This is a genomic window from Gemmatimonadota bacterium (genome assembly GCA_009838845.1).
Taxonomy (GTDB): Bacteria; Latescibacterota; UBA2968; order UBA2968; family UBA2968; genus VXRD01.
On the sequence record VXRD01000084.1, the window covers coordinates 17,000 to 40,438 of the forward strand.

At 53.0% G+C, this 23,439-nt stretch carries 18 protein-coding genes; 13 read left to right on the plus strand and 5 right to left on the minus strand.

Translation table 11 applies throughout. The features are described 5' to 3' along the window. Positions 1-110 precede the first annotated feature (110 nt). The 3 genes from F4Y39_10770 to polX all read right to left on the minus strand — a co-directional run bounded on the left by F4Y39_10770 (position 111) and on the right by polX (position 3,755). On the minus strand, positions 111-1,409 hold the full coding sequence (locus F4Y39_10770) for a Glu/Leu/Phe/Val dehydrogenase (GenBank protein ID MYC14196.1): 1,299 nt from the start codon (positions 1,407-1,409) through the stop codon (positions 111-113). 72 nt (positions 1,410-1,481) lie between these two features. Continuing rightward, positions 1,482-1,922, minus strand: coding sequence for a TraR/DksA family transcriptional regulator (locus F4Y39_10775; protein MYC14197.1), 441 nt, complete (start codon positions 1,920-1,922; stop codon positions 1,482-1,484). A 123-nt stretch (positions 1,923-2,045) separates the two neighbouring features. Beyond that, positions 2,046-3,755 carry a DNA polymerase/3'-5' exonuclease PolX gene (polX, locus tag F4Y39_10780; protein ID MYC14198.1) on the minus strand — a complete coding sequence of 570 codons (1,710 nt, stop codon included), beginning with the start codon at positions 3,753-3,755 and terminating at the stop codon, positions 2,046-2,048. A gap of 110 nt (positions 3,756-3,865) precedes the next feature. Here polX and F4Y39_10785 point away from each other — a divergent pair, with 110 nt between their 5' ends. From F4Y39_10785 to F4Y39_10810, 6 genes are all read left to right on the plus strand, one after another. Further along, complete coding sequence (locus tag F4Y39_10785; GenBank protein ID MYC14199.1) at positions 3,866-4,894, plus strand: Gfo/Idh/MocA family oxidoreductase; 1,029 nt, start codon at positions 3,866-3,868, stop codon at positions 4,892-4,894. Positions 4,895-4,976: 82 nt separating this feature from the next. Continuing rightward, positions 4,977-5,831: a sugar phosphate isomerase/epimerase gene (locus F4Y39_10790; GenBank protein ID MYC14200.1), complete on the plus strand. Its 855-nt coding sequence runs from the start codon at positions 4,977-4,979 to the stop codon at positions 5,829-5,831. Between the two features lie 13 nt (positions 5,832-5,844). Further along, on the plus strand, positions 5,845-6,735 hold the full coding sequence (locus F4Y39_10795) for a hypothetical protein (protein MYC14201.1): 891 nt from the start codon (positions 5,845-5,847) through the stop codon (positions 6,733-6,735). 14 nt (positions 6,736-6,749) lie between these two features. After that, positions 6,750-7,859 (plus strand): hypothetical protein, encoded by a 1,110-nt coding sequence (locus F4Y39_10800; protein MYC14202.1) that lies wholly within the window; start codon positions 6,750-6,752, stop codon positions 7,857-7,859. A 25-nt stretch (positions 7,860-7,884) separates the two neighbouring features. After that, positions 7,885-9,288 (plus strand): sulfatase, encoded by a 1,404-nt coding sequence (locus tag F4Y39_10805; protein ID MYC14203.1) that lies wholly within the window; start codon positions 7,885-7,887, stop codon positions 9,286-9,288. 12 nt (positions 9,289-9,300) lie between these two features. Next, positions 9,301-10,647 carry a sulfatase-like hydrolase/transferase gene (locus F4Y39_10810; protein MYC14204.1) on the plus strand — a complete coding sequence of 449 codons (1,347 nt, stop codon included), beginning with the start codon at positions 9,301-9,303 and terminating at the stop codon, positions 10,645-10,647. A 65-nt stretch (positions 10,648-10,712) separates the two neighbouring features. On the opposite strand, the gene F4Y39_10815 is transcribed toward F4Y39_10810, so the two are convergent. Next, on the minus strand, positions 10,713-13,874 hold the full coding sequence (locus tag F4Y39_10815; protein MYC14205.1) for an efflux RND transporter permease subunit: 3,162 nt from the start codon (positions 13,872-13,874) through the stop codon (positions 10,713-10,715). 230 nt (positions 13,875-14,104) lie between these two features. After that, the gene (locus F4Y39_10820) at positions 14,105-15,280 is read right to left on the minus strand and encodes a hypothetical protein (GenBank protein ID MYC14206.1); all 1,176 of its coding nucleotides are present in this window, start codon (positions 15,278-15,280) and stop codon (positions 14,105-14,107) included. Positions 15,281-15,511: 231 nt separating this feature from the next. Between F4Y39_10820 and F4Y39_10825 the strand changes: the two genes are divergently transcribed. From F4Y39_10825 to F4Y39_10855, 7 genes are all read left to right on the plus strand, one after another. Then, on the plus strand, positions 15,512-15,979 hold the full coding sequence (locus tag F4Y39_10825) for a CBS domain-containing protein (protein ID MYC14207.1): 468 nt from the start codon (positions 15,512-15,514) through the stop codon (positions 15,977-15,979). 18 nt (positions 15,980-15,997) lie between these two features. After that, positions 15,998-17,890 carry a 2-oxoacid:acceptor oxidoreductase subunit alpha gene (locus tag F4Y39_10830; protein MYC14208.1) on the plus strand — a complete coding sequence of 631 codons (1,893 nt, stop codon included), beginning with the start codon at positions 15,998-16,000 and terminating at the stop codon, positions 17,888-17,890. Between the two features lie 12 nt (positions 17,891-17,902). Beyond that, on the plus strand, positions 17,903-19,444 hold the full coding sequence (locus tag F4Y39_10835; protein ID MYC14209.1) for a CBS domain-containing protein: 1,542 nt from the start codon (positions 17,903-17,905) through the stop codon (positions 19,442-19,444). A gap of 661 nt (positions 19,445-20,105) precedes the next feature. Next, positions 20,106-21,290 (plus strand): hypothetical protein, encoded by a 1,185-nt coding sequence (locus F4Y39_10840; protein MYC14210.1) that lies wholly within the window; start codon positions 20,106-20,108, stop codon positions 21,288-21,290. Between the two features lie 164 nt (positions 21,291-21,454). Then, the gene (locus F4Y39_10845) at positions 21,455-22,330 is read left to right on the plus strand and encodes a methyltransferase domain-containing protein (GenBank protein ID MYC14211.1); all 876 of its coding nucleotides are present in this window, start codon (positions 21,455-21,457) and stop codon (positions 22,328-22,330) included. Next, complete coding sequence (locus tag F4Y39_10850; protein MYC14212.1) at positions 22,263-23,321, plus strand: Gfo/Idh/MocA family oxidoreductase; 1,059 nt, start codon at positions 22,263-22,265, stop codon at positions 23,319-23,321. Before F4Y39_10845 ends, F4Y39_10850 begins: the two co-directional genes overlap by 68 nt. Positions 23,322-23,329: 8 nt before the next feature. Continuing rightward, positions 23,330-23,439, plus strand: a 110-nt coding sequence (locus F4Y39_10855) for a shikimate kinase (protein MYC14213.1), incomplete at its 3' end; no start/stop codon positions are given.

The window sequence follows — 23,439 nt, forward strand, 5'->3', positions numbered from 1 at the left end:
CTCCTTTTCATCATTCCCAACATCCCTATCAGAGCAAGTTGCCTTTCCATCTGCGGATAGCTCATAGTGCAATCTCCACATCTCAATTCCCAACAGATTGGACTTTTATCTCAATCACTCCCACCCGTGAAATAGCTCTTGGTACCCTTGGCTTGCACCGCATCGCCGATTCGGTTCAAAGCATGCACATAAGCCGCCGTACGCTGGGAAATACCCTGTGTCTGGGCAATATCCCAAACGCGTTCCGTCTCCTCGACCATCTTCTGTTTCAGCCGCTGATTGACCTCGTCCAGAGTCCAGTAAAGACCCTGGCGATTCTGCACCCACTCAAAATAACTCACAGTCACCCCACCGGCATTGACCAGAATATCGGGAAACACCACCACATCTCGCCCACGCAAAATCTCGTCCGCCTCCGGAGTCGTCGGACCATTTGCCAGTTCGTACACCGCCCGCGCCTTAATATCGCGGGCATTCGACGCTGTAATCTGGTTCTCCAGCGCCGCTGGCGCCAGAATATCGACATCGAGCGTGAGCAATTCCTCATTGGTAATCGTCTCGTGATCAACCGCATTGCACACACTACCTTCGCAATAAACGGCTTTAAGCGCGCGGGTCGAATCCTTGAACTGACGCACACTGGGAATATCGAGACCCTCTCGCCGATATATCCCGCCCTGAGAGTCACTCACCGCCACAACCTTATAACCGGCGTTAAAAAGCAACTCGGCAATAATAGCCCCGGCATTGCCAAAACCCTGCACTGCCACAGTCGTCGTAGCGGGCGAGCCACTCAACCCGAGCCTGGGCAAAGTCGCCTCCATCGTAAAAAAGGCGCCCATAGCAGTCGCCTTATCCCTGCCGAGACTCCCCCCCATAGTCAAAGGCTTGCCAGTAATCACCGCAGGCGCAATCTGCCGCGTAATAATGCTATACTGATCCACCATCCAGCCCATAATCATCTCATTGGTATAAACATCCGGAGCTGGAATATCGACATCCGGACCAATAAAATCGGCCACCGCGTCGATATACCCCCGACTAAGCCGTTCCAGTTCAAAAGGGGACAGCGACTTGGGATCAACCGTTATACCGCCTTTGCCCCCACCGAAAGGCAAATTGGCCACCGCACACTTGAAAGTCATCCAAAAAGCCAGGGATTGCACCTCGTCAATAGACACATCTGGATGAAAGCGAATACCCCCTTTGGTGGGACCCCGCGTATCGTCGTAGCGCACCCGGTACCCCGGAAAAATACCCAACTCGCCGTTATCCATCCGCACCGGAATAGAAACTTTCAAACTCGACCTGGGCAATTTGAGCCGCTCAATGGCTTCCTCGGAAATAGAAGCATAAGCCAGAGCTTCATCAAGCCGTTGGCTGGCATCGCTGAACAATGATTCGGACATGGATCCTCCCCAAAGAGAAAGCCGCCAGGTATATCCTGACGGCCATGGAATAATCACTTGCAAATTTCAAAGTCACTCATCGTCATCTGTAGAAATGGGCAAATCCTCGCGCTTCAAAGCGCGGCGGCGGGGCCGACTACGCTGTTGGGGTGTGCGCTCGAGCCGTTCCTGAACCTGCACCGTATAACGCGCCGTGGGCATCGCCTCGAGCCGCATCGGATGAATCGGTTCGCCGGATTCCTCGCAGAATCCATAAGAACCATTTTCAATTTTTTGCAAGGCATTGTCAATCTCTGCCAATTCGAGCCGCTCGTGATTGCCCAGCGTCGTCATCAACTCCAGCGACGACGCATTGCCCGCCGCATCGAGAGGATCGGCTGCGACATCGCCTCTAATTTCATCGAGATCTTCATCTTGACTGAGCACCTGCTTGAGCAACTCGCGCTTGCGCTCAGTCAAAATTTTTTTATAAAACGCGAACTGTTCATCACTCAAAGGTTCATGCTTTGTCATTACCTATTGGTCCTTTTTTTATTTCCCAGAAATCTGCTCCCATAAATTTGTCCGCAATTATATGTCAGAGGCAAAATAATGTCAAGTCTTCCAAAACAAAAGTAAATCGCAATCCCAGGTATTCTATCCCCCAAGCGCAGCCAAAAAATCTTCTACAGAAAGCGCATTGAGCACACCATCAGCCGTCAGACCACCCTTTCTGGCAATCCCCAACCCAAAGCACATATCTTTCAGTCCCTCGGTACTGTGGGCATCTGTATTAATCGGAATTTGCACACCCTTCTCCCGCGCATAAGATAAAAATCGCCAATCCAACTCCAAACGCGCGGGATTGGCATTGATCTCAATTGCCGTACGCGCCTCGGCCGCAGCGTCAATCACAGCCTTCATATCGAGCGGATAGCCCTCACGAGACAATAACAAACGGCCTGACGGATGCCCCAAAATATCGACATGGGGATTCTGAACCGCGCGAATCAACCGATCCGTAGCCTCTGTTTCAGTCATTGAAAACTTCGAATGCACAGACGCAACCACCAGATCAAACTCGGATAAAAATTCATCGTCGAAATCCAACCCCCCATCGCTCAAAATATCCACCTCAATACCCTTCAACACCCGAATATCCTCCACCGCATCGTTGATCCGATCGATCTCATCCCACTGCAACCGAACGCGATCTTCATTCAGCCCATTGGCATAAGCCGCGGCCTTGCTGTGATCGCAAATACCGATATACGCATAACCCAGCGCCTTTGCCGCCCGTGCCATATCCTCCACACTATGCCGCCCATCGCTATACGTCGTATGCACATGAAGCGTACCCTTCAGATCGGATTGCGCGACCAACTCCGGCAACGATCCTTGTGCTGCGCGTTCAATCTCATCCCGTCCCTCGCGCAACTCAGGCGGAATATAATGCAAACCCAATGCACCAAATAACGCGCGCTCATCAGCACAAACCGCGTTTTCATCTCCCTTGAACAAACCGTATTCATTGAGCTTCATACCCCGGTCTTTTGCTCGCTGCCGCATCGCGGTATTGTGTTCTTTGCTCCCCGTAAAATGGTGCAATGCATAGGGAAACGCCGCATCCGGCACAATCCTCAAATCCGCGCGCATACCCGAATCCAGCACAACACTCACCTTTATTTCGCCGCGACCCGTAACCTCTGCCACACCGGGATACGCGACAAAAACCTCGGCAAGCGCGCGCCCGTCTTTCGCGCTCGCAACAATATCCACATCCTTGCTCGTCTCCATACATCGCCGCACACTGCCCGCCACCGATAGACGCATCACCCCCGGTTGATCCGACAGATAAGCGCGCAACGCCTCTGCTTCATCCTGCGCCGTGCGGCTCAAAAAACGCCCGCGATGTTGCTGCAAATAAGACACCCCATGCAAAATACTCTCAGCGGTCTTCTTCCCGAACCCGCGCAATTTTTCGACCTCACCCGCCTCGCAGGCTTTTGCCAGCGCATCCACATCGGCAATACCCAATTGCTCGTAAATAGACCGCACCCGCTTCGCGCCCAAACCGGGCACCTCAATCATCTCCAATAGCCCTTCGGGCAGAGCGGAACGCAAATCGCCCATACCCGGCAACTGCCCCGTATCAATAAGTACTGCAATATTTGCCGCCATCTTCGCGCCAATACCGCGCACAGATTCCAATTCACCGCGCGCGCTCAAATCCGAAGCGGACTCTTGCAACAGTTCAATCTGCCGCGCTGCATTGACATAAGACCGAATGCGAAACGCATTCTCGCCATTCAGTTCCATCAGCGTAGTCATCTCTTCCAAAGCCGCGGCAATATCTTTATTATCCATTCAAAACCACCGGGAAATGTAGTGGACATTTGGCAATCTACATGGTTATTTTAACTTCAATCGCCTGCGTCAAAGTTTGGAGAATATAGATACAGAATGGAGCTAAGTCAATGAACCAAACCACAAAAATCGCCATCGTCGGACTGGGTCGCATCGGCTGGCGATTTCACTTTCAGCAAGCCCTCTCATCCAACCAATTTGAACTCACCGCTGTTGTCGATCCCCTGCCCGAACGCTTATCCGAAGCACGCGCAGCAGCGGGTTGTGAAACCCACACCGATTTTGAATCTCTCTGGTCCGGCCCATTGCCCGACGTGGTCGCCATTGCCACACCGACCACATTGCACGAAGACATGACCATTCGCGCCCTCAACGAAGGTTGTCACGTCATCCTCGAAAAACCCATGACCACCTCCCTCGCCTCGGCAGATCGCATGATCGCCCAGGCCCAAAAAAATAACCGCCGCATCTTTCTCTATCAACCCCACCGCCTCACACCCGAAACGCAAACCGCGCGAGAAATTATTCAAAGCGGCATGCTGGGACCTATCTACTTCATACACCGGGGCGTATATCGCTATGTGCGCCGAAACGACTGGCAGAGCTTGCGAAAAAACGGCGGCGGCATGCTCAACAACTACGGCGCGCATTACCTCGACCAACTCATCTATCTCTCGGACGACTCGGCAATCACAGAAGTCGATTGCAAACGCTGGGCAATAGCCACCCGGGGGGATGCCGACGACGTAGTCAAAGCCTGGGTGAAAAAAGAATCTGGACAACTCTTAGACGTACAGATCAATCAGGCCACTGCCCATATCATGCCCCTCTGGCATATCTGTGGAAAATACGGCACAGCCATTCGCGAGGACAACGTATTCAAAGTACGATATTACGACCCCGCAGAAGCACCCCCGCTAAACATCGTCGAAGGCGCAGCCCCCGAACGCAGCTACGACAACCGGGACCGACTGCCCTGGCGGGAAGAAGACATCCCCATTACCCGGGACAAACAGCGCGACTTCTACGCCAACATCTACGACGTAATCGTCAACAACGCCACGCCCTATATACGCATAGAAGAATCGCGCGAACTCATGCGCGTCATGGACTTATGTCGCCAAAGTTCCAAATTCTGATCAGGATGTGCCGGATTAAAGGATATACAGGATAAAATCCGTAGATTGAACCAACGATGCAATCAAACTATCAGGAGACACGATGAAACTTTCACTCACCTCTGTCATGCTTCCCCGATGGGATTTGGAAACCACATTCAAAAAATTGGAAAAACACGGTTACGAAGGCATTGAACTCCGCTGCCGATACAATCCCGAAGACCCCAATGCCGAATTGTTCTATTGGGGACGCCACCTCACGGATGTCAGCCCGGACAATATCCTGGACAAGGCAGCGCAGATACGCGACCTCTCAAACCAAACCGGCGTGCGCGTTTGCACCCTCGCATCCAATTTCACTTATGATCGGACTGATATCATCGAAAAAATATTCAAAGGCGCGCGTGCAATCGACTCCGATAACCCACCCCTCATTCGCGTTGGTGCCCAGAGCCACGACCGCCAGGCGCCCTATATTCCCCAATTCCTCAAAGCGCGTATCGGTTTTGCCGACCTCGTTGAAATGGCGCGCGATTACGGCGTCAAAATCATCTATGAAATTCACGTTGGCACCATCGCTGTGAGCGCATCTCGCACCATCGCCCTCTTAGAAAATCTCGATCCCAATCACATCGGTGCCATCTGGGATGTGCCCAACATGATCCGCGTGGGACTTGAAGACAGCAAAATGGGCCTCGAACTACTCGGCCCGTATCTCGCCCATGTACACATCGGCAATGCCACACCCGTGCAAACCGAGCGCGACGAGACCGGAAGCATGCAATGGGAATGGGATTTTAGCGACCTGCGAGAAGGCATGGCAGATATTCCCCAAATTATCCAGGACCTCAAAGACGTCGGATATCGGGGTTATATCTCACTCGAAGAATTTGGTCCCGGCGATGACGAAGAAAAAATCAGTTCCCAGGGCAACTATTTGAAATCCCTCATCAATTAACAAGGAGCATACTATGGTCCCCCTCATCAGCAACCTCGCCTCTGGCCCGCTCGGCGCGTGTCAATTGCCCCGCACATGGTGGAAAGTCCTCACGCGCAACGCCGGTATTTTAGACGACGAATATCCCGACATGACGGATAATGGCCTCGACCCCCGCGTACTGCGCGCATTAAACCTGGATATCGACACCACATTGGCCTACTTGCGCGAAAACATGCCCTCATACCTCAATTTTGAAGCCTGGATACTCGAACAGAGAGGCGACGACTTCTGGGGCTTTGAACAGCAAGACGCCATCGTCCGATGGAACGCGTTTATCCGCGCACGGCGACACCGCGGGGAAAAAATCGAAGAAACGTACACAGACACGGGCCTGCCTCGGGATGCGGGCATTGATTCTGCAACCGTACTCAACTGCCTTCAGGATATGCAGTTATTTTACAAGCGCGACCTGTCCGAACTGCGCGGAAACATCGTCCCCCTCATCGCCACAATCGACTTCGGACCCCTCGGCGTGCGCCAATTGCCCCGCACCTGGTACAAAATCCTCCTCCGCGCAAAAGGCCTGCTACACCCCGACTATCCCGACATGACAGAGAGCGGCCTGGACCCCCGCGTACTGCGCGCATTAAATCTGGGCATCGACGCCACATTAAACCACATCCGCACAAACCTCCCATCCTATCTCGAATTTGAAGGCTGGGTACTCGAACAGTGCGGCGGTCAAATTCCCGTACAAGCCGTTGACGAATGGAACGACTACTTGTGCAATCGCATCCACAACGACGCCAAACGCGCAGAAATCCGCGCAACCGTGGGATGTGGCGACATATCCTCAGCCGTCGTACTCAACCACATCGAAGACTGGCATCTGGCACATCAGTGGCTCTTAAGTGCCGTGTGAAAAGGAGAAAAACAATGTCTATCGAACTCGGCGAAATGTCCAATGGCGTGGCACTCACACAGGTGACCACAGACGAACTTGAAAAATCCAACATCTACTGCGAACTGCCCTACTGCTCTGCTGACTCGCGTGTCTTTGTCTATGAACAAAAAAATTCAGACACCGCGCCCAACACCACCGAATACATCGCCTGCGAATTTGGCACATGGAAAACCGAAATAATCGGTTGCGGTCTGGGCGGACCTGGCATGACCCACAGCGGCATCTTCTTTTATAAGCGCGTCATTCCCAACAAATGCCAGGAACTTGTGCGCGTTGACCTGCGCACGGGCAAACAGCGCGTCATCCATGAATTTCCCGAAGACCTTCAAACGCGCGGCCTGGGCACCCTATCGCCCGATGAACGCTATTACGCCTATGGCGTCACCATCAGTTATCACCCCAAAATGTTTGGCATTGAACTCGTCGATCTCGAAAAGGGAACGCGAGAAATCATCAACACCGACCCCGACATCTGCAATCCACACACGCAATTTGAACCCACAGAAGGCAAACAAATTATGGTTCAGCACAACCGGGGCTGCGAATTTAAACCCGATGGCACCCGCCTCAAACTCGTCGGCGACGAAGGCGCCACCGAATACCTCGTCGATATACCCGACGGCAAAGTCACGCGCCTTCAGGTCGGACTACCCCATACGCCGAGCATCACCGGACACGAAGCCTGGATCGCGGGCGCAAATGAAATCCTCCTATCCGTCCGCGCAGAAGGTGAGTACGCACCCGACAAGGGCAACCTCGTCAAAGTATCGGCAAACAAACCCCCAGAGCGCGTCGGCACGCCGGGCTATCGCTTCAACCACGTCGGCACCTCTCCGTGTGGTCAATACTTCTTCTGCGACGACTGGCAGGGCGCCAGCAAACTCATCGTCGGCAATATCCAGACCGGCAAAACCGCGGTCGTATGCGAAGCGCACACATCCATGAGCACCGAGCAAAACACACACGGGCATCCCTATCTCTCTCCCGACCTCAAATGGCTCGTCTTCAACTCGGACCGCTCGGGCCATCCCCAAATCCACGTCGCATCCGTGCCTTCTGACCTCATTGCTCGGTTGAATTAAAAAACCACAACCAAAAGGAGCGCACATGAGCGAAAGACCCAATATTCTATTTATCATGACCGACGACCATGCATCGCATGCCATGAGTTGTTATAACAGTCGGATTAACGAAACGCCCAATCTGGATCGCATAGCAGAAGGCGGCATGCGCTTTAACAACTGCTTTTGCACCAACTCGATCTGCGCGCCGAGTCGGGCGGTAATCTTGACCGGCACGTACAATCACGTCAACGGCGTCACCACATTGCGCACAAACCTGGATGGACGACAGGTCACATTTCCCAAACTCCTGCAAGCCGCGGGCTATCAAACCGCAATGGTAGGCAAATGGCATCTCGGGCACGGCGGACACAATGACCCCACCGGATTTGACTACTGGAACGTACTCCCCGGCCAAGGCGCGTATCACAACCCCATGATGTACGACATGGGCAAAGAAGTCCACTACGAGGGATACACCACAGACATCATAACCGACCTCGCGCTGGACTGGCTAAAAGACCGCGACAAAAACAGACCCTTCATGCTCATGTATCACCACAAAGCACCCCATCGTCCCTGGGAGCCAGACGACAAACACGCGGACATGTACGAAGACATCGACATCCCCGAACCCGAAACACTGTGGGACGATTACAGCAACCGCGCCACAGCGGCATCGCAGGCGGAAATGCGCGTCAACCGGGACCTGAACCCCCGCGATCTGAAACAGCCCGTACCCGAAGGCTTGACCCCCGAAGAAGACATGAAATGGAAATACCAGCGCTACATCAAAGACTACTTGCGCTGCGTAGCATCCGTCGATGACAATGTCGGCCGCGTATTGGACTACCTGGACGAAGAAGAACTAACCGACAACACCATCGTCGTCTATACATCGGACCAGGGCTTTTACCTGGGTGACCACGGCTGGTACGACAAGCGATTCATGTACGAAGAATCCCTCCGCATGCCATTCCTCATCCGGTACCCCAAAGAAATCAAAGCGGGTAGCGTTTGTGACGACATGATCCTCAACGTAGATTTCGCATCCACATTCCTGGACTATGCCGGAATAAATATCCCCAGCCATTTTCAAGGACACAGCATGCGCCCCCTATTAAACGGCGACCGCCCCGCCTACTGGCGCGCCTCGATGTATTACCGGTACTGGATGCACCTCAACGGACACAATATCTACGCACACTACGGAGTCAGAACACACCGGCACAAACTCATCTACTATTACGCCGACGGATGTGGGCAGGAAGGCGCCTCGGACGACGCCCGAGAACCAGAATGGGAATTATTTGATCTGGACAAAGACCCGTATGAATTGAACAGCGTCTATCACAATCCCGAATACGCAGAAATAGTCGCCGAACTAAAAGACGAACTCCACCGCTTGCAGGACGAAGTGGGGGATGAGCGATACGAGAAAGACGTGTAAGAGGAACCTTTAATGCCCAATGTCGTATTCATCATGACCGACAACCAGGGGGCATGGACCCTGGGCTGTTATGGCAACCCGGACATACAAACCCCCAACATCGACAGACTTGCAGATGAAGGGATTCGGTTCTCAAACGCCTATTGCGTAAACTCGGTCTGCTCGCCCAGCCGCGCCACATTCATGACCGGACTGATCCCCTCTCAGCACGGCGTACACTGCTACCTCGGCGGAGAAAAACCAGACGCTCAGATGGGACCAGACGCGTACTGCACCATTCGCGAATTTGCAAACCTCCCCCGCGTCATGGCAGATGCGGGCTATGTATGCGGACTGAGCGGAAAGTGGCACCTCGGAGACAGCCTGCGGCCCCAGGAGGGATTTTCATACTGGTTTACCCGCCCGAAGGGACACACCACGACATTTTACGACGATGAATGGATCTGGCAAAACCGGGTATATACCGAACCTCGATACACAACCGAAGCCATAACAGAACACGCCCTAAAATTCCTGCGACAAAACCACCACCAGCCATTCTTCCTCTACGTAGCGTACAACGGTCCCTATGGCCTGGGAACAAGCATGCTGGAAACACACCTCAACCGACATACCGAATATTACGCGGACAAAGAACTGCCGAGCTTCCCCAGAGAGCCAGTGCATCCGTGGCTGCGCAGCAACCGGGACATGATCAACAACCCGATAAGCATTCGCGGATATGCCGCAGCGGTCAGCGGCGTAGATGATGGGGTAGGCGAAATAACAAACGCCTTAAAAGAATACGGATTGGAAGAAGACACACTGGTAATTTTCACAGCAGATCAGGGCTGGTGTGGCGGACATCACGGAATGTGGGGCATGGGAGACCACTCCCGACCCCTGCATACTTATGAAGAAACCATCCACATCCCGCTGATATTCCGCCAGCCCGGACGGATACCGGCAGGCAGAGTATTTGAAGGGCGAACATGCAATTACGATTTCTTCCCCTCCGTACTGGACCATCTGGAATTGCGGGAACGGATCGCCGACAACCCCAATCTCCCCGGCACAAGTTATGCCCCAGCACTTATAGGAAAAGAAATGACCTGGAATAATGAAATATTCCACGAATTTGAAAACACGCGCCTGGTGCGAAATGACCGCTGGAAATACACCTGGCGTCACCCAGATGGCCCGGATGAGCTATACGATATGCAGGCCGACCCGGGAGAACGCAACAACCTGGCGAACCGCTCCCACGCAACAGTCATCAACGAATGTCGCAACCGCATCCAGAACTTCTTTAACCAGTATGCAGACCCCCAGTACGACCTGTGGCGCGGGGGACGCTCCAAAGCGGGGCGAATCGGATAAGGGTGAAGCACCACAAAAAAAGACACCGATATATGGTGTCTTTTTTGTATCAACCGTAAAACGCCTTAGTCGGCCGCCTGCGCGTCCATTCCTCCAGTGGGTCGGGCTCGGCGGAAAGCCACCACCGCGATCTGTCGCAATATCCCCCGCAGATCGTCCAGAAAGGTGTAGAAAAGCGGTACCACAAAAAGAGTGAGAAGCGTAGAACAGAGCAGCCCACCCATCATGGTGCGACCCAGAGGCGCGTAAGGTGTCCCCAGCATAGAACTGTTCCCCAGTGCCATGGGCATCAAACCAAACACCGTGGTAAACGTCGTCATCAAAATCGGCCGGAACCGATTAAACCCGGCTTCCAGAATGGCCTCGTCACGTGCCATCCCCTCCGCGCGAAGTCGATTAATCATATCCACCAGCACAATGGCATTGTTCACCACTACCCCAATCAATACAATAAGTCCCACCTGCGCCATCGGATTCATCGCTGTATCCCACAAGTAGAGCGTCCAATAGACTCCCAGAAAAGAAAACGGGACAGCCAGTAACACTGAAAAGGGCAGGATAATGGATTCGAAGAGCACCCCCATGAGCAAAAATACGAAGGTGATGGCCAGAATGATTGCAAAATTCATCATGTCATTTTCTTCTCGATACCGCTGTCCCTCCGTACCCCGATCCCAAGAATACCCATAGGGAAGCGACATGCCGTCCATCACCCGATCAATATCTGTGAAGAGCGTCTTTAGATCATCCTCCATGGTAAAACACTTCAGCCTAATTCGCATCTTTCCGTCAATCCGCCGAATGGTCCCTGGCCCTTCGGTCACCTTGAATGAAGCAAAGGCGGACAGGGGAATACTCTGCCCGTCCCTGGAAGTAAACATATAATTTTTCAACTGCGTCACCTGCTGCCGGTCCACCTCTCGCAACCGGAGCCGAACTTCCACTTCCCGGTCGTCCGACTTGTAACGCGGCAGAAAGGTCCCCCGAAGTTGAAATCCGATACTCTGCCCCACTTCCTGCGCATTAATCCCGTATTTTTTAGCCCGATCCCGATTGATCACGACCTGCACCTCCGGTTCGGCCCGCTCCAGATCGTTTTCGATGTTCACAATCTCAGGGATGGTCTGTAGCCGACGTTCCGCCTCCTCCACCAGGGGGATCAGCCCCTCCTGATCTTCACCGTAGAGAAACACCTTGATATTGGCATCGGTGTTCACCGCCTGTGAATTGTTGGTATTCACAGACCTTCGGACGCCCACATGCTTGGGGAAGTTTTCCTTCATATCTTTGATCACTTCCTTTTTGCTCATGCGCTGGTCCAGAGGAAAACCAATTTTCGCCCTCGCATCTCGATAAATCGTGTACCACCATTCCTCGGCGTCCTGATGATGGAGAAAAGCCTGGATACGCAGACCCGTTTTCCAGTAACTCAGCCGGATCGTTCGAACCCCATAGAGTTCCCGTCTGGCTTCAAAATAAGCCTCGTATTCGGCCCCCAGCTTGCTGATATCCTCAAAGGTGAAAAAAGGCGGCGGATAGGCCCGAACATAGACCTCGTTGAGGTTAAATCCGCCCGCGTTGGCCGTCTTCACCTTTTCCAGCGGATAAAGCATGGTGGCCATCATCCCCACCACAATCAAGGTCGTATCTCGCCGGTGTGTCACGGTCCAGGATAACATGCGGTGATAAGTGTCTCGCATCCAGCGAATCACCCTCAGGTCTGCCTTAATATCGCGCCCGCCAAATCGCTTGGCCGCAAGTGGGATAAACAACAAGGCGACAAACAAAGACCCGACAAGCGCCACCACCACGGGCATTCCGATGCGGGCGAGTTGGAAGGTGAGGTTCCTGCTTCCACCCATTAAGATCAGGGGCAAAAACACGACCACGGTGGTTAAGGTGGCCATTGTAATAGCCAGCCCCACCTCACTGGCCCCACCAATAGACGCTTCGTAGGGCGCGTCACCCTTTGCCCGCCTCCGGTAGATATTTTCAACAATCACAATCGCATTATCGACCACCATCCCCACCCCCACCATCAGCCCCATCATCGTGAAGAGATTGAGCGTCCATCCCACAAAATACAACGCTGTCGTCGTGATCATCAAACAAAGCGGAATAGCCAGCGTGATCAACGCGGTCATGCGCATAGACCGAAGGAATAATAGCAGCACCAGGGCGGCGAAAAATCCGCCCCAGAGGCCGGTGTTCCGCAGATTGCGGATCGACTCTCCGACCACCTTGCCCTGGTTAAAAAAAGCGTCAAATTCGATATCCGTTCTGCTCTCGATCTGGTCTAAAGCGGCCTGGACCCGGTTGCACACATCCACCAAATTTTCGCCGGGTTCCCGAAACACGCCAAGATTGATGGCGGGCTTGCCGTCGATGCGCTGATACCACTGCCGATCGGGCACATCGTAAGCCACTCGGGCCACATCTTTTAAGCGAACCTCACTGTCCTGGGTCGGGATCAGGATATTTTCTATCTCCGACAGGCTGTGGTATTTCGCCATGGAGCGGACGAAAAATTTCTTGCCACCTTCCTGGACATACCCTCCCGTGAGCGAGAAATTGTCTGATCGCAGCCCCATCACCAGTTGGAAGGGCTGCACCCCTCGCGTCACCATCTTTTCCACATCGATCTCCACCAGTACCTCGTTGCGATTCACCCCCCACAACTGCACCTGAGCTACCCCTTCCAGTCGCTCCAGGGGCCTTTTGATGTGGAGATCGGAAAAATAATACGGATCTTCTATCCCATCGGGCAGTGCCACCCCCACCCACATCACCTCCATGTCGGTATCTGGATTCCACTTCCACACAAAAGTGTGATCCCGCACCTCCTCGGGCAAATCGATCTTGGCACGATCCAGGCGATCCACCAGTTGATTATACGCCAATTGTATATTTGCATCTTCCCGCAGCCAGACCCCCATCCACAGGCCCCACTGAGAACTTGCGAAACTTTCAAAGCCTCTGACCCCCTTCACTGTGCGGATGTGCTCCTCAACGGGCCTTCGAATTTGCCGGTCAATCTCCTGGGGCGCCAGGCCCGGAAAGTCCACCCCGACCCAGAGCCATCGGTTCTCCCAGCCACTGGGGAAGGCCTGCGACTGAAGTCGAACATAAGACACCAGACCCACCACCAGCAGCGCCACAAGCGTCACCGTGACCATCACCGGACGCGTGACCGAGATGCGTGGCAGAAAAGAGGAATGGGTTTTCAAGACATTTCTCCTTAGTCCAAGGCTCGGTTTTCTGACCTATCTATTCATCCGACAAAGTAATACATCCAAAAGTTTCGCAATCATGCCATTTACATCAACTTCCGGGATGCCTCCTGCTCCAATAAGGAGAAAAAAGAAAAACCCATTATTAAATGGGTTGTGTTAAATACCTCTGATATGGATAGGACAGACCGATGGGTCTGTCCTTTTTGATGGGCGCAAGCGCCCCTTTACGCCTCCCAAATCAGTGCCAGCGCGCCCGTATAGCTATGCACAAAATTGCGTCCACCCACAGGTGCCAGTTCTGAATTGCCAAAAAAGCCAGCCATTGGAAAAGCGCCCAGGTGTTTTCGAATCACCAGAACATCGTGATCGGGCTGTCCGTAAAGCCCAAATCCGCGTCCCATACAGTTAAAATACAAACCACATGTATTGGACGGGCGCCCGACAGACTGACGCAACTCCTGCATCACCTTCACCATATCTTCGTGCCCCGCGTGGGGCGTGCGCCGATTAAATTGAATGGTCTGCCCCACAGACACCTGTTCATTAACCGCAATCGCGCCCGAATGCTCGTCGATATGCGTCAGACCGCGAATCAAAAAATCGCCTCGTCCCCGTTCAATTGCGTATTCATCCATCGCCAGACCCACAAAAACATTGTTGCGCAAATCGGCCCTTTCCTCTGCCGAAAGCGTATTGAGCGCCTCCTTCAGCGCATCAATAGCTGGAACAAATGCAATCTGCTGAATCACATTGCCCTCGGCTCTGGTAATCGCATAAGCCTGCCCAAACGGCTGGCAACCTTGTGCCACCCCCGTAGCCACCTTTACCCCGGTCAGCAAAGCCCCCACCACCCCGTGTTCACCAATCCACCGACCACACCATTGCAATGTCCGCGGCGACGTTGAACCCCACGGCCACGGATTGCCCGATGCGACACCTCCCACAACGGGCACATTGCCTGCTATCTCGGCAATCTGTTCCAGACAAGCCGCCGGATTGGAGTAAATCCCACACATAAGCACCAGTAACGCATCCTCTGTTCCCTGGGCTATCATCTGCTCGCCAATACGAACCCCTGCATCGTCACCCTCAACCACAAGAGATGTCACCTCAAGATGATCTCCCCCCAACACCAGCACAGCCACTCCTGGCTCGCGATCATTCTCTCGGGCATCCGTCAAAACACCCATGCCACTGCATCCAAATACAGCCTCTGTCTCCACCCGATCAATAACCACATCGACCATGGCAGCGGCATCGCCCATGTGGTGATAGGTCAAAAAAAGAAACGCAGCATCAACCGCGACATCGCCCAGCCCCTTCATCGCTTCGGACAAAGCGGCCTCAACAGCGTACATGCCATCGGCATCATTTGAATGTCCCGCCCCGGATCGCAGCATATCTTCTCCACGACAAAAACAAATTTAAAAAAATAGTGTCAGGCAATATAGAAGCAAAAAACCGCAGATCAAACAATTTCCGAACCGATCTTTTTGGGCAGATGTACTGGACTTGCTTCCCATGCTATATTACTATAACAATACTTGCCACACACATGTAAATACCGTATATTAAATTGCTCTAAAATTATATCCCCAAATCCCTATAAAACTCCCCAAAGAGCCTACCCAATGAATCTGAATCACAGCCTCCACAACGACACAGTAAAACACGTTGATCTCTCTTTTTACGTCGAAGTACAAAAAGACAATTCCGTTGATCAGGTCATCACCAAAATGCAGAATAGTCAGCGCAAATGCGCGCTGGTCATGGACCAGGGCAAACTAATCGGCATCTTTACAGCACACGATATTGCCCGCCGCGTGATCGACCAATCCGAAGTAATCAACGAGCCTATAGAAACGATCATGACCCCCGATCCACTCACCCTGCAATCGGATACCACATTAATCGAAGCCATCCGATTTATGAGCGACAAGCCCCACCGCTACATGCCCGTTGTAGATACAGAAGGGCGCGTATTGGGCACACTGACACACTATGCCATCATCAAATACATGAGCGATCACTTTCCAGAAGAAATCTACAACCTACCGCCAACCCCCGACCACTTTGCCAGCGCTCGGGCTGGTGCCTAAAATACTTCAGGAGGATTTATGGCCGAAATAGACATCGAAGAAACGGCCGAATCGGCGCTTTTCGAACTGTCCGAAATCGAATCAATTGCCATCCGCTTTGCAGGTGATTCCGGCGATGGCAGTCAGCTCATCGGCAAAGAATTTGCCAACACCTCGGCAATCGTCGGCAATGACATCAGTACCCTGCCGGACTTTCCCGCTGAAATCCGCGCACCTGCCGGCACATTGCCCGGCGTTAGCGGGTTTCAAATTCACATATCCAGCGAAGACATATACACCCCCGGCGATGAACCCCAGGTCCTCGTTGCCATGAACCCGGCAGCACTCAAAGCCAATGTCAACGACCTTCCAGACGGCGGCATCATCATTGCCAACACAGACAACTTCACGCGCAACAACCTGCGCAAAGCCGGATACGATGGCGACCCCCTCGAAGGCAATGACCTCTCCAATTACCGCGTGGTTAAAGTACCCCTCACCACGTTGCACAAAGAAGCCGTCGCACACGTTGAGGGCCTGAGCAATCGCCAGATTGACATGATGAAAAACTTCTTCGCACTGGGCCTGTCCTACTGGATATTTGACCGCCCGATCGAGCCGACCATTCGCATGCTCGAAAAGAAATTTCAGGGCAAAGACGAAATCATTGACGGCAATGTGAGCACCCTGAAAGCCGGCTACAACTTTGGTGAAACAGTCGAAGAATTTCAGGTTCAGTACCAGGTCAAAAAAGCCGTCGTCGCACCGGGCACTTATCGCGCCGTCACGGGTACACAAGCCACGGCAATAGGCATGGTCACCGCGGCACACAAAGCGGGCAAAACCCTCTTTTACGGCAGCTATCCCATCACGCCGGCCAGCGCGGTGCTCGAAGAATTGGCCGCATTGAAAAATTTTGACGTGCGAACCTTTCAGGCAGAAGATGAAATTTCCGCATTGGGCTCAGTCATTGGCGCTGCTTTTGGAGGCGCGTTTGCCGCCACGGGCACCAGTGGCCCTGGCATCGCACTGAAAAGCGAAGCCATGAACCTCGCCCTGATGATGGAATTGCCCCTCGTTATCTGCGACTTTCAGCGCGGCGGCCCCAGCACGGGTATGCCCACCAAAACAGAGCAATCAGACCTGCTCCAATGCATGTTTGGTCGCAATGGCGACAGTCCCATCCCCATTGTCTCACCGGCCACGCCCTCAGACTGCTTTGACATGATCATCGAAGCGTTTCGCATCGCCGTTGAAACCATGAGCCCGGTCATTTTCCTCTCCGATGGATACCTCAACACCAGCGCTGAACCGTGGAAAATTCCCGATCCGGATGATATTCCGACCATACAGACCGAGCACAGAACCGATCCCGGGGGCTTCTTGCCCTATCTACGAGATCCAAAAACGCTATCTCGCCCCTGGGTATTGCCGGGCACGCCGGGCCTTGAACACAGACTGGGTGGACTGGGCAAAGAAGACGGCACGGGCAATGTATCCTACGACCCGGATGACAACCAGCACATGGCGAACATACGCGCCGAACGCCTGGCGCGCATCGCCGACCGCATTCCCCTCCAGCATGTCATGGGGCCCAAATCGGGCGATCTGCTCGTCCTGGGCTGGGGATGTACTTATGGTGCGATCCGGTCGGGAGTGCGCCGAATGCGACAGCAGGGCTATTCGGTTGCCGCGGCGCATCTGCGCTACCTCAACCCATTTCCCAAAAATCTGGGTGCCATACTATCGAGTTACAAAACCATACTCGTACCCGAACTCAACATGGGACAGTTGTCTTTGCTGCTCCAGGCCAGATATCCCACACAGGTCATCGTCCCCTTCAATAAAGTTCAGGGATTGCCCTTCAAAATTACAGAAATCTCCGGCAAAATTGCCGAAATACTGGGTGCTCCAAAGAGCGCATCGTTATAGAGGAATCCAAACATGGCAGACGCTATTGAAACACTGACGCGAAAAGACTTCGTATCCGACCAGGAAGTGCGCTGGTGCCCCGGTTGTGGTGATTACGCCATCCTCGCACAGATGCAGCGCGTGTTGCCCGAAATGGGCATTGCGCGGGAAGATATGGTCTTTATATCGGGCATCGGTTGCTCCAGCCGCTTCCCCTATTACATGAACACGTACGGTCTGCACACCATTCACGGTCGTGCGGCAACCGTGGCGACTGGCCTCAAAGTGGCCAATCCCGACCTGCATGTGTGGGTAATCACCGGCGATGGCGACAGCCTATCCATAGGTGGCAATCACCTGTTGCATGTGCTGCGTCGCAACGTCGATCTCAACATCATACTCTTCAACAATGCGATCTACGGCCTCACCAAAGGACAATACTCACCTACATCGCCGCCGGGCACGCGCACCTATTCGTCGCCCATGGGCTCTGTGGAACAGGACTTCAATGCCATCTCCGTTGCCCTGGCAGCCGAAGCCACCTTTGTCGCCCGCAGTGTTGACCGCAACACCAAGCACATGGCCGAGATTCTCAAACGCGCCACCGAACACCGCGGCACATCCTTTGTCGAAATTTACCAGAACTGCAACATCTACAACGACGGTGCCTGGTTTTTTGCAACTGAGGCAGATGTCAAAGACGATCAGACCGTCATTCTGGAACACGGCCAACCCATCATTTTTGGCAAAGACCGCGACAAGGGCATCCGCGTCAATGGACTCGCACCCGAAGTCGTAACCCTGGGCAATGGCGTATCGGAAAGCGACTTGCTCACACACGACGAAACCCTGGACAATCCAGCCCATGCGTATTTGCTCAGCCGCCTCACACATCCGGAATATCCCGTACCATTCGGCGTATTTCGCTGTGTAGAACGTCCAATTTACGAAGAGCAAATCATCGCACAGGGCCGCCAGGCGGTTGAAGAACGCGGTGCAGGCGACCTCAATGCACTGTATCACGCGACAGACACCTGGATTGTTCCCGAAGGTCCCGACGCCGAAACCGTGCAAGAAGTCCACGAAGAATTGCCCACATCGAATATCATTCCCGATATCGAACAAGAAGACCCCATGGCACCGCGCACCGCGCTTCAGCAACTGCTCTACGACCCCATCTCATCGCTCGACCTGCCAGCACCCGAATGCGTATCCGCCGAGACCTCGGTAGCCGATGCCGTCGAGACCATGCGCAGCAAAAATCTGGGATGTTTGCTGGTCGTTGACAAACAGGGCTTGTTGCGCGGCATATTCGCACAGGGCGATCTCTTTGAAAAAGTTGCCGGGCGCGATATAGATCTGACAAAAATAACGGTCGATAGCCTGATGACCAAAGACCCCACCGCATTGAAAACATCTGATCCCATCGGTCACCTCCTGCACCTGATGTCTCTGCACGGCTTCCGCCACATACCCATTGTAGATCCCGATGGGCGTCCCGTGGGCCTGGCATCCTTCAAAGTCATGCTCAAGTTCACCGGCGGCCTCTTCTCAGACGACATATCGCCCAACTAACGATAGCGTCCATATATTTCTGTAAAAAGTAAAAAAATCACCGTAGCTCCGAGAAAAATCTTAAGATAGGGGTGAGAAGTAATATAAACCCTAACCCTGGAGGCTACGATGACCCACCCCAAAGAGATTAAAATTACTGCGCCAGAGCAATTTGCACTTTTGAATGACCCTGATTTTCTTAATCAGGCCGTGACCCGCTTCCTCTAGCAGTTTATGGAAAATGTGGAGATCAGGTCTCCTCTCCCCGATGCAGGGAGGGATCCAATATATAAACAAGAATAAATATCATGCACAAATATCTATTGTCCACCCCGATGATTCTGCTTTTGCTCATTGGGTCCGCCTCTGCACAAACGGTTAATTTTTCTCTACGGGGCCTCGACGGCAATACATATAGTGCTTCTGACTATCGCGGCAAAGTGCTCGTGCTTGCGGTCATCGGTTGGAACTGACCGACCTGCAGGGCCGCGGGTTCGGCCCTCGAAACATTATGGCAAAATTATAACGATAACCCCAATGTTGCCATGCTGGGTCTTGATAGCTGGAATGGTAGTCGTGCTCAGGTTGAGGGTTTTCGCGCGAATGGGGGCATCACCTTAACGCGAGTGGTTCTGCTCCGTCCACGTATGATCGTCTCGTTGTTGTTGGCACCGATGGGACTGTGAAATGGGTATCCCCAGGTATAATTTCAAACGCCCTTTCTACTGCGGAAGCCAAGGTTAAAGAACTGTTGAAGAAAGAACCCGACCCACAGGTGACAATTACGGCGGATTCTGAATCCATCACCGAAGGGGTATCTGCGAGATTCACGATCAGAGCGAACCTTCTACCAACCACTGCATTGAGAGTGGGGGTGAGTGTCAGTGAAACTGGCAATGTCATCAGCTCATCGCCCTCGCAAGTCACTATAAATGCCGATAATACGACCGCTACACTGACAGTGAATACCATTGATGATCAAGCATATGAGCCACATAGCTACGTGACAGCACAACTCCAACAAGGAACGGGCTATACAATCGGCACACCACACTATGCCCGCATCACTGTCAATGACAATGATGAACCAGCGGATCCACCAGCAGATCCACCAGCAGATCCACCAGCAGATCCACCACCGCCACCACCGCCACCACCGCCACCACCATCAATACCGACCGAACCTCAAGTTCCTGATCGCACTGTCATCCGAGATACTCTAAATATCGGGGGTATTCCAAGGACAGATCTATTCTCCCTTGACCTCAATGATAGACCGGGAAATCAGGCTGCTGACACTCTTAATATCGCCCCAGGACAAGATTTTTCCATCCAGATTTACTGTCACGATACTCAAAAGGGAGACAGGATTCGCACCCTGATCGAATACGACCCATCCCAACTCATCTTCAAGAGGTTTAAGGCCGATGGCATTACGATAGCCTCTTCCTATTCAAAAAGTCAGGAAAAGGTTGGGCAGGTGACAGTCACTGCCTATATCTTAAATCAAAGTTCGGGATTTTTGGGGAATACCCTCTTCATGACCACGGATACTTTCTCTGGATCTCAAATAAAAATCATACAAGCTGAATTCACGATCAGCGACCCATTCAGTGACCAAATATCTCGTATCTCCTACGCCTCAGTCGAGGAAACCGCCGAAATACATCTGATGAAAGAACCAACTGAGGTAGAAAAATCCGACTTTAATGGCGATGGCGTCATTGACACCCTTGACTTCATACTGTTTAGTAATGCGTGGGGGACGACCGATCCAAAATATGACCTTGACGGAGATGGCACTGTCAATTACGGTGATTTTGTGATATTCGCGCGGAATTTTGGCAAAACAGTCGATGGAGGATAACGGAAGCATTTCGCTCAAAAAATTGCTATCATGCACTATCCGCACCGCATCCACGCCATCAATGCGACTCCTGTCCAGTTGAAACCCCCTTTACGTCCTCATCAACATCACAGCGCAAAAAGAGTCCGCAAGCACCTCGCGGACTCTTTTTTATTGGAGAAAAAATGAACGATGGCATCATCGGCTCGGGCGGTATGGCGAGTCATAATAAAAGAGGAAAACATGTCTTGAGCACCGCTGCCAAACGCGACTATCTGTTGGGAACAAATGACGAGGAACTGCACCGCCTGCAAGCGCAACACAATACATGGCAGGCCGAAACCACAGACTTGTGGGATCGCGCCACCTTTCGCGCTGGGCAAACGATTCTCGACCTCGGTTGTGGCCCGGGCTTTACGAGTTTAGAACTGGGCGAGCGCGTGGGCGCAGGTGGGCGCGTTCTGGCCGTGGATGGATCAAAGAAATTCGCGGATTTTCTCCGACACCGCGCTGCATCAGCCAGTATGACGCAAATTGAGGTCGTCGTAGCGGATGTCCGCACCCTTGACCTGCCGGTCGCTTCTATAGACGCTGTGTTCGCTCGTTGGCTACTCTGCTTCATAGAAGAGCCACAAAAGGTGATTGAGCAGGTAGCCCGCACGCTTAAAAGAGGTGGACACCTGCTCGTTATGGATTACTGCACTTATGGGGCATTTGTCGCCCAGATTCAATACCCCCACTTGCGGCGCGTGCTGCAGGCAGTACACAGGAGCTTCGGCGATGGACTCGAAATCGGCGATAAGCTGCCCCAACTCATGGAACGTTGTGGCCTGGAGGTCGTGGAAGTCATTCCTATCGGCGGCATTGCCCGCCCAGGCAACCGCATCTGGTGCTGGATAGAAGATTTCTTGCGCATGTATTTGCCTGAACTCGTGGCACGCGGCGCATTGCGCGAAGAAGATTGCGCGGCGCATTGGGAAGAATGGCAAACAAATGCCCGCGATCCACAAGCCACTATTTCATCGCCATCAATGGTCGGCGTTATTGGCGTCAAGATCTAAGTTTGGAGGAAAAATGAACGACATCCGCATTGGCATAATCGGCTCAGGCGGTATGGCGAGTCGCCATGCCCAGCACTTTTCCCGAACAGATGGCTTTGAACTCATTGCCATTGCTGCGCGAAACATAGAAACCGGGCCAGCACTCGCCAACAAGCACGGTATAGATTACTTACCGACCTATCGGGAAATACTCAAACGCGACGACATCGACGCCATCGCAATATGCACCTACAACGACACCCACAGTGAAATCGCCCTTGCCGCGCTCGATGCAAACAAACACGTTTTTACCGAATATCCCGCGGCGCGCAATATCGATGAAGCGCAACAATTGCTTTCCAGAATCGACCACTCATCTCGCGTCCTCCGCGTGGGCCACAACGAAGTACTCTCGCCATCTCACCGGGCACTCAAACGACAAACAGCCCAAACGGGAAATCTCATAACCGCACTATTCACCCGCCTCACCCCGGGCCGAGGTCAACGTCCTGAAATCCTCTTTAATATCTCCATATCGGGTCCACCAGCCCTCTTTTTTGTCTATAACATCTATCCACTCGTCGATTGTTTTGGTCCCGCCACCTGGGTTGAAGCCGCAGCCCACTACGAAAATCTGCGCGATGACAGCACCTACGATAGCTTTGCAAATTCTGTCACAGTCGGTTTTGAAAACGGCGGTATTGGGCAATGGAACTGGGCTGGTGGCATCGAAATTTCCGATGCCGAAGAATATCGCCGTATTGTCATGACAGACGGGACACTCATCAACAGAGGCGATGGCTGGCACCTCTCGACAAAATCAAGCGAACACGACCTGCCCGCAGCCGAACCATCGGACGTCACAATCCAAACCCAATTCCTCAAAGACATCCACAATGGCAACTGGCAAACCGACGCCCGCACAGCCATCAACGCCGCGCTGATCGGCCTCGTAGCCGAACGATCAATAGAAGAAAACCGCCGCGTGCCCCTCTCAGAACTTCTACAGTGAATAATTCCATGAATTTCGTAATTATATTTGGCCCACCTGCTGTCGGAAAAATGACAGTGGGGTATGAATTGTCGAAAATCACGGTCTTAAATGTTTTTCACAATAACATGACCATTGA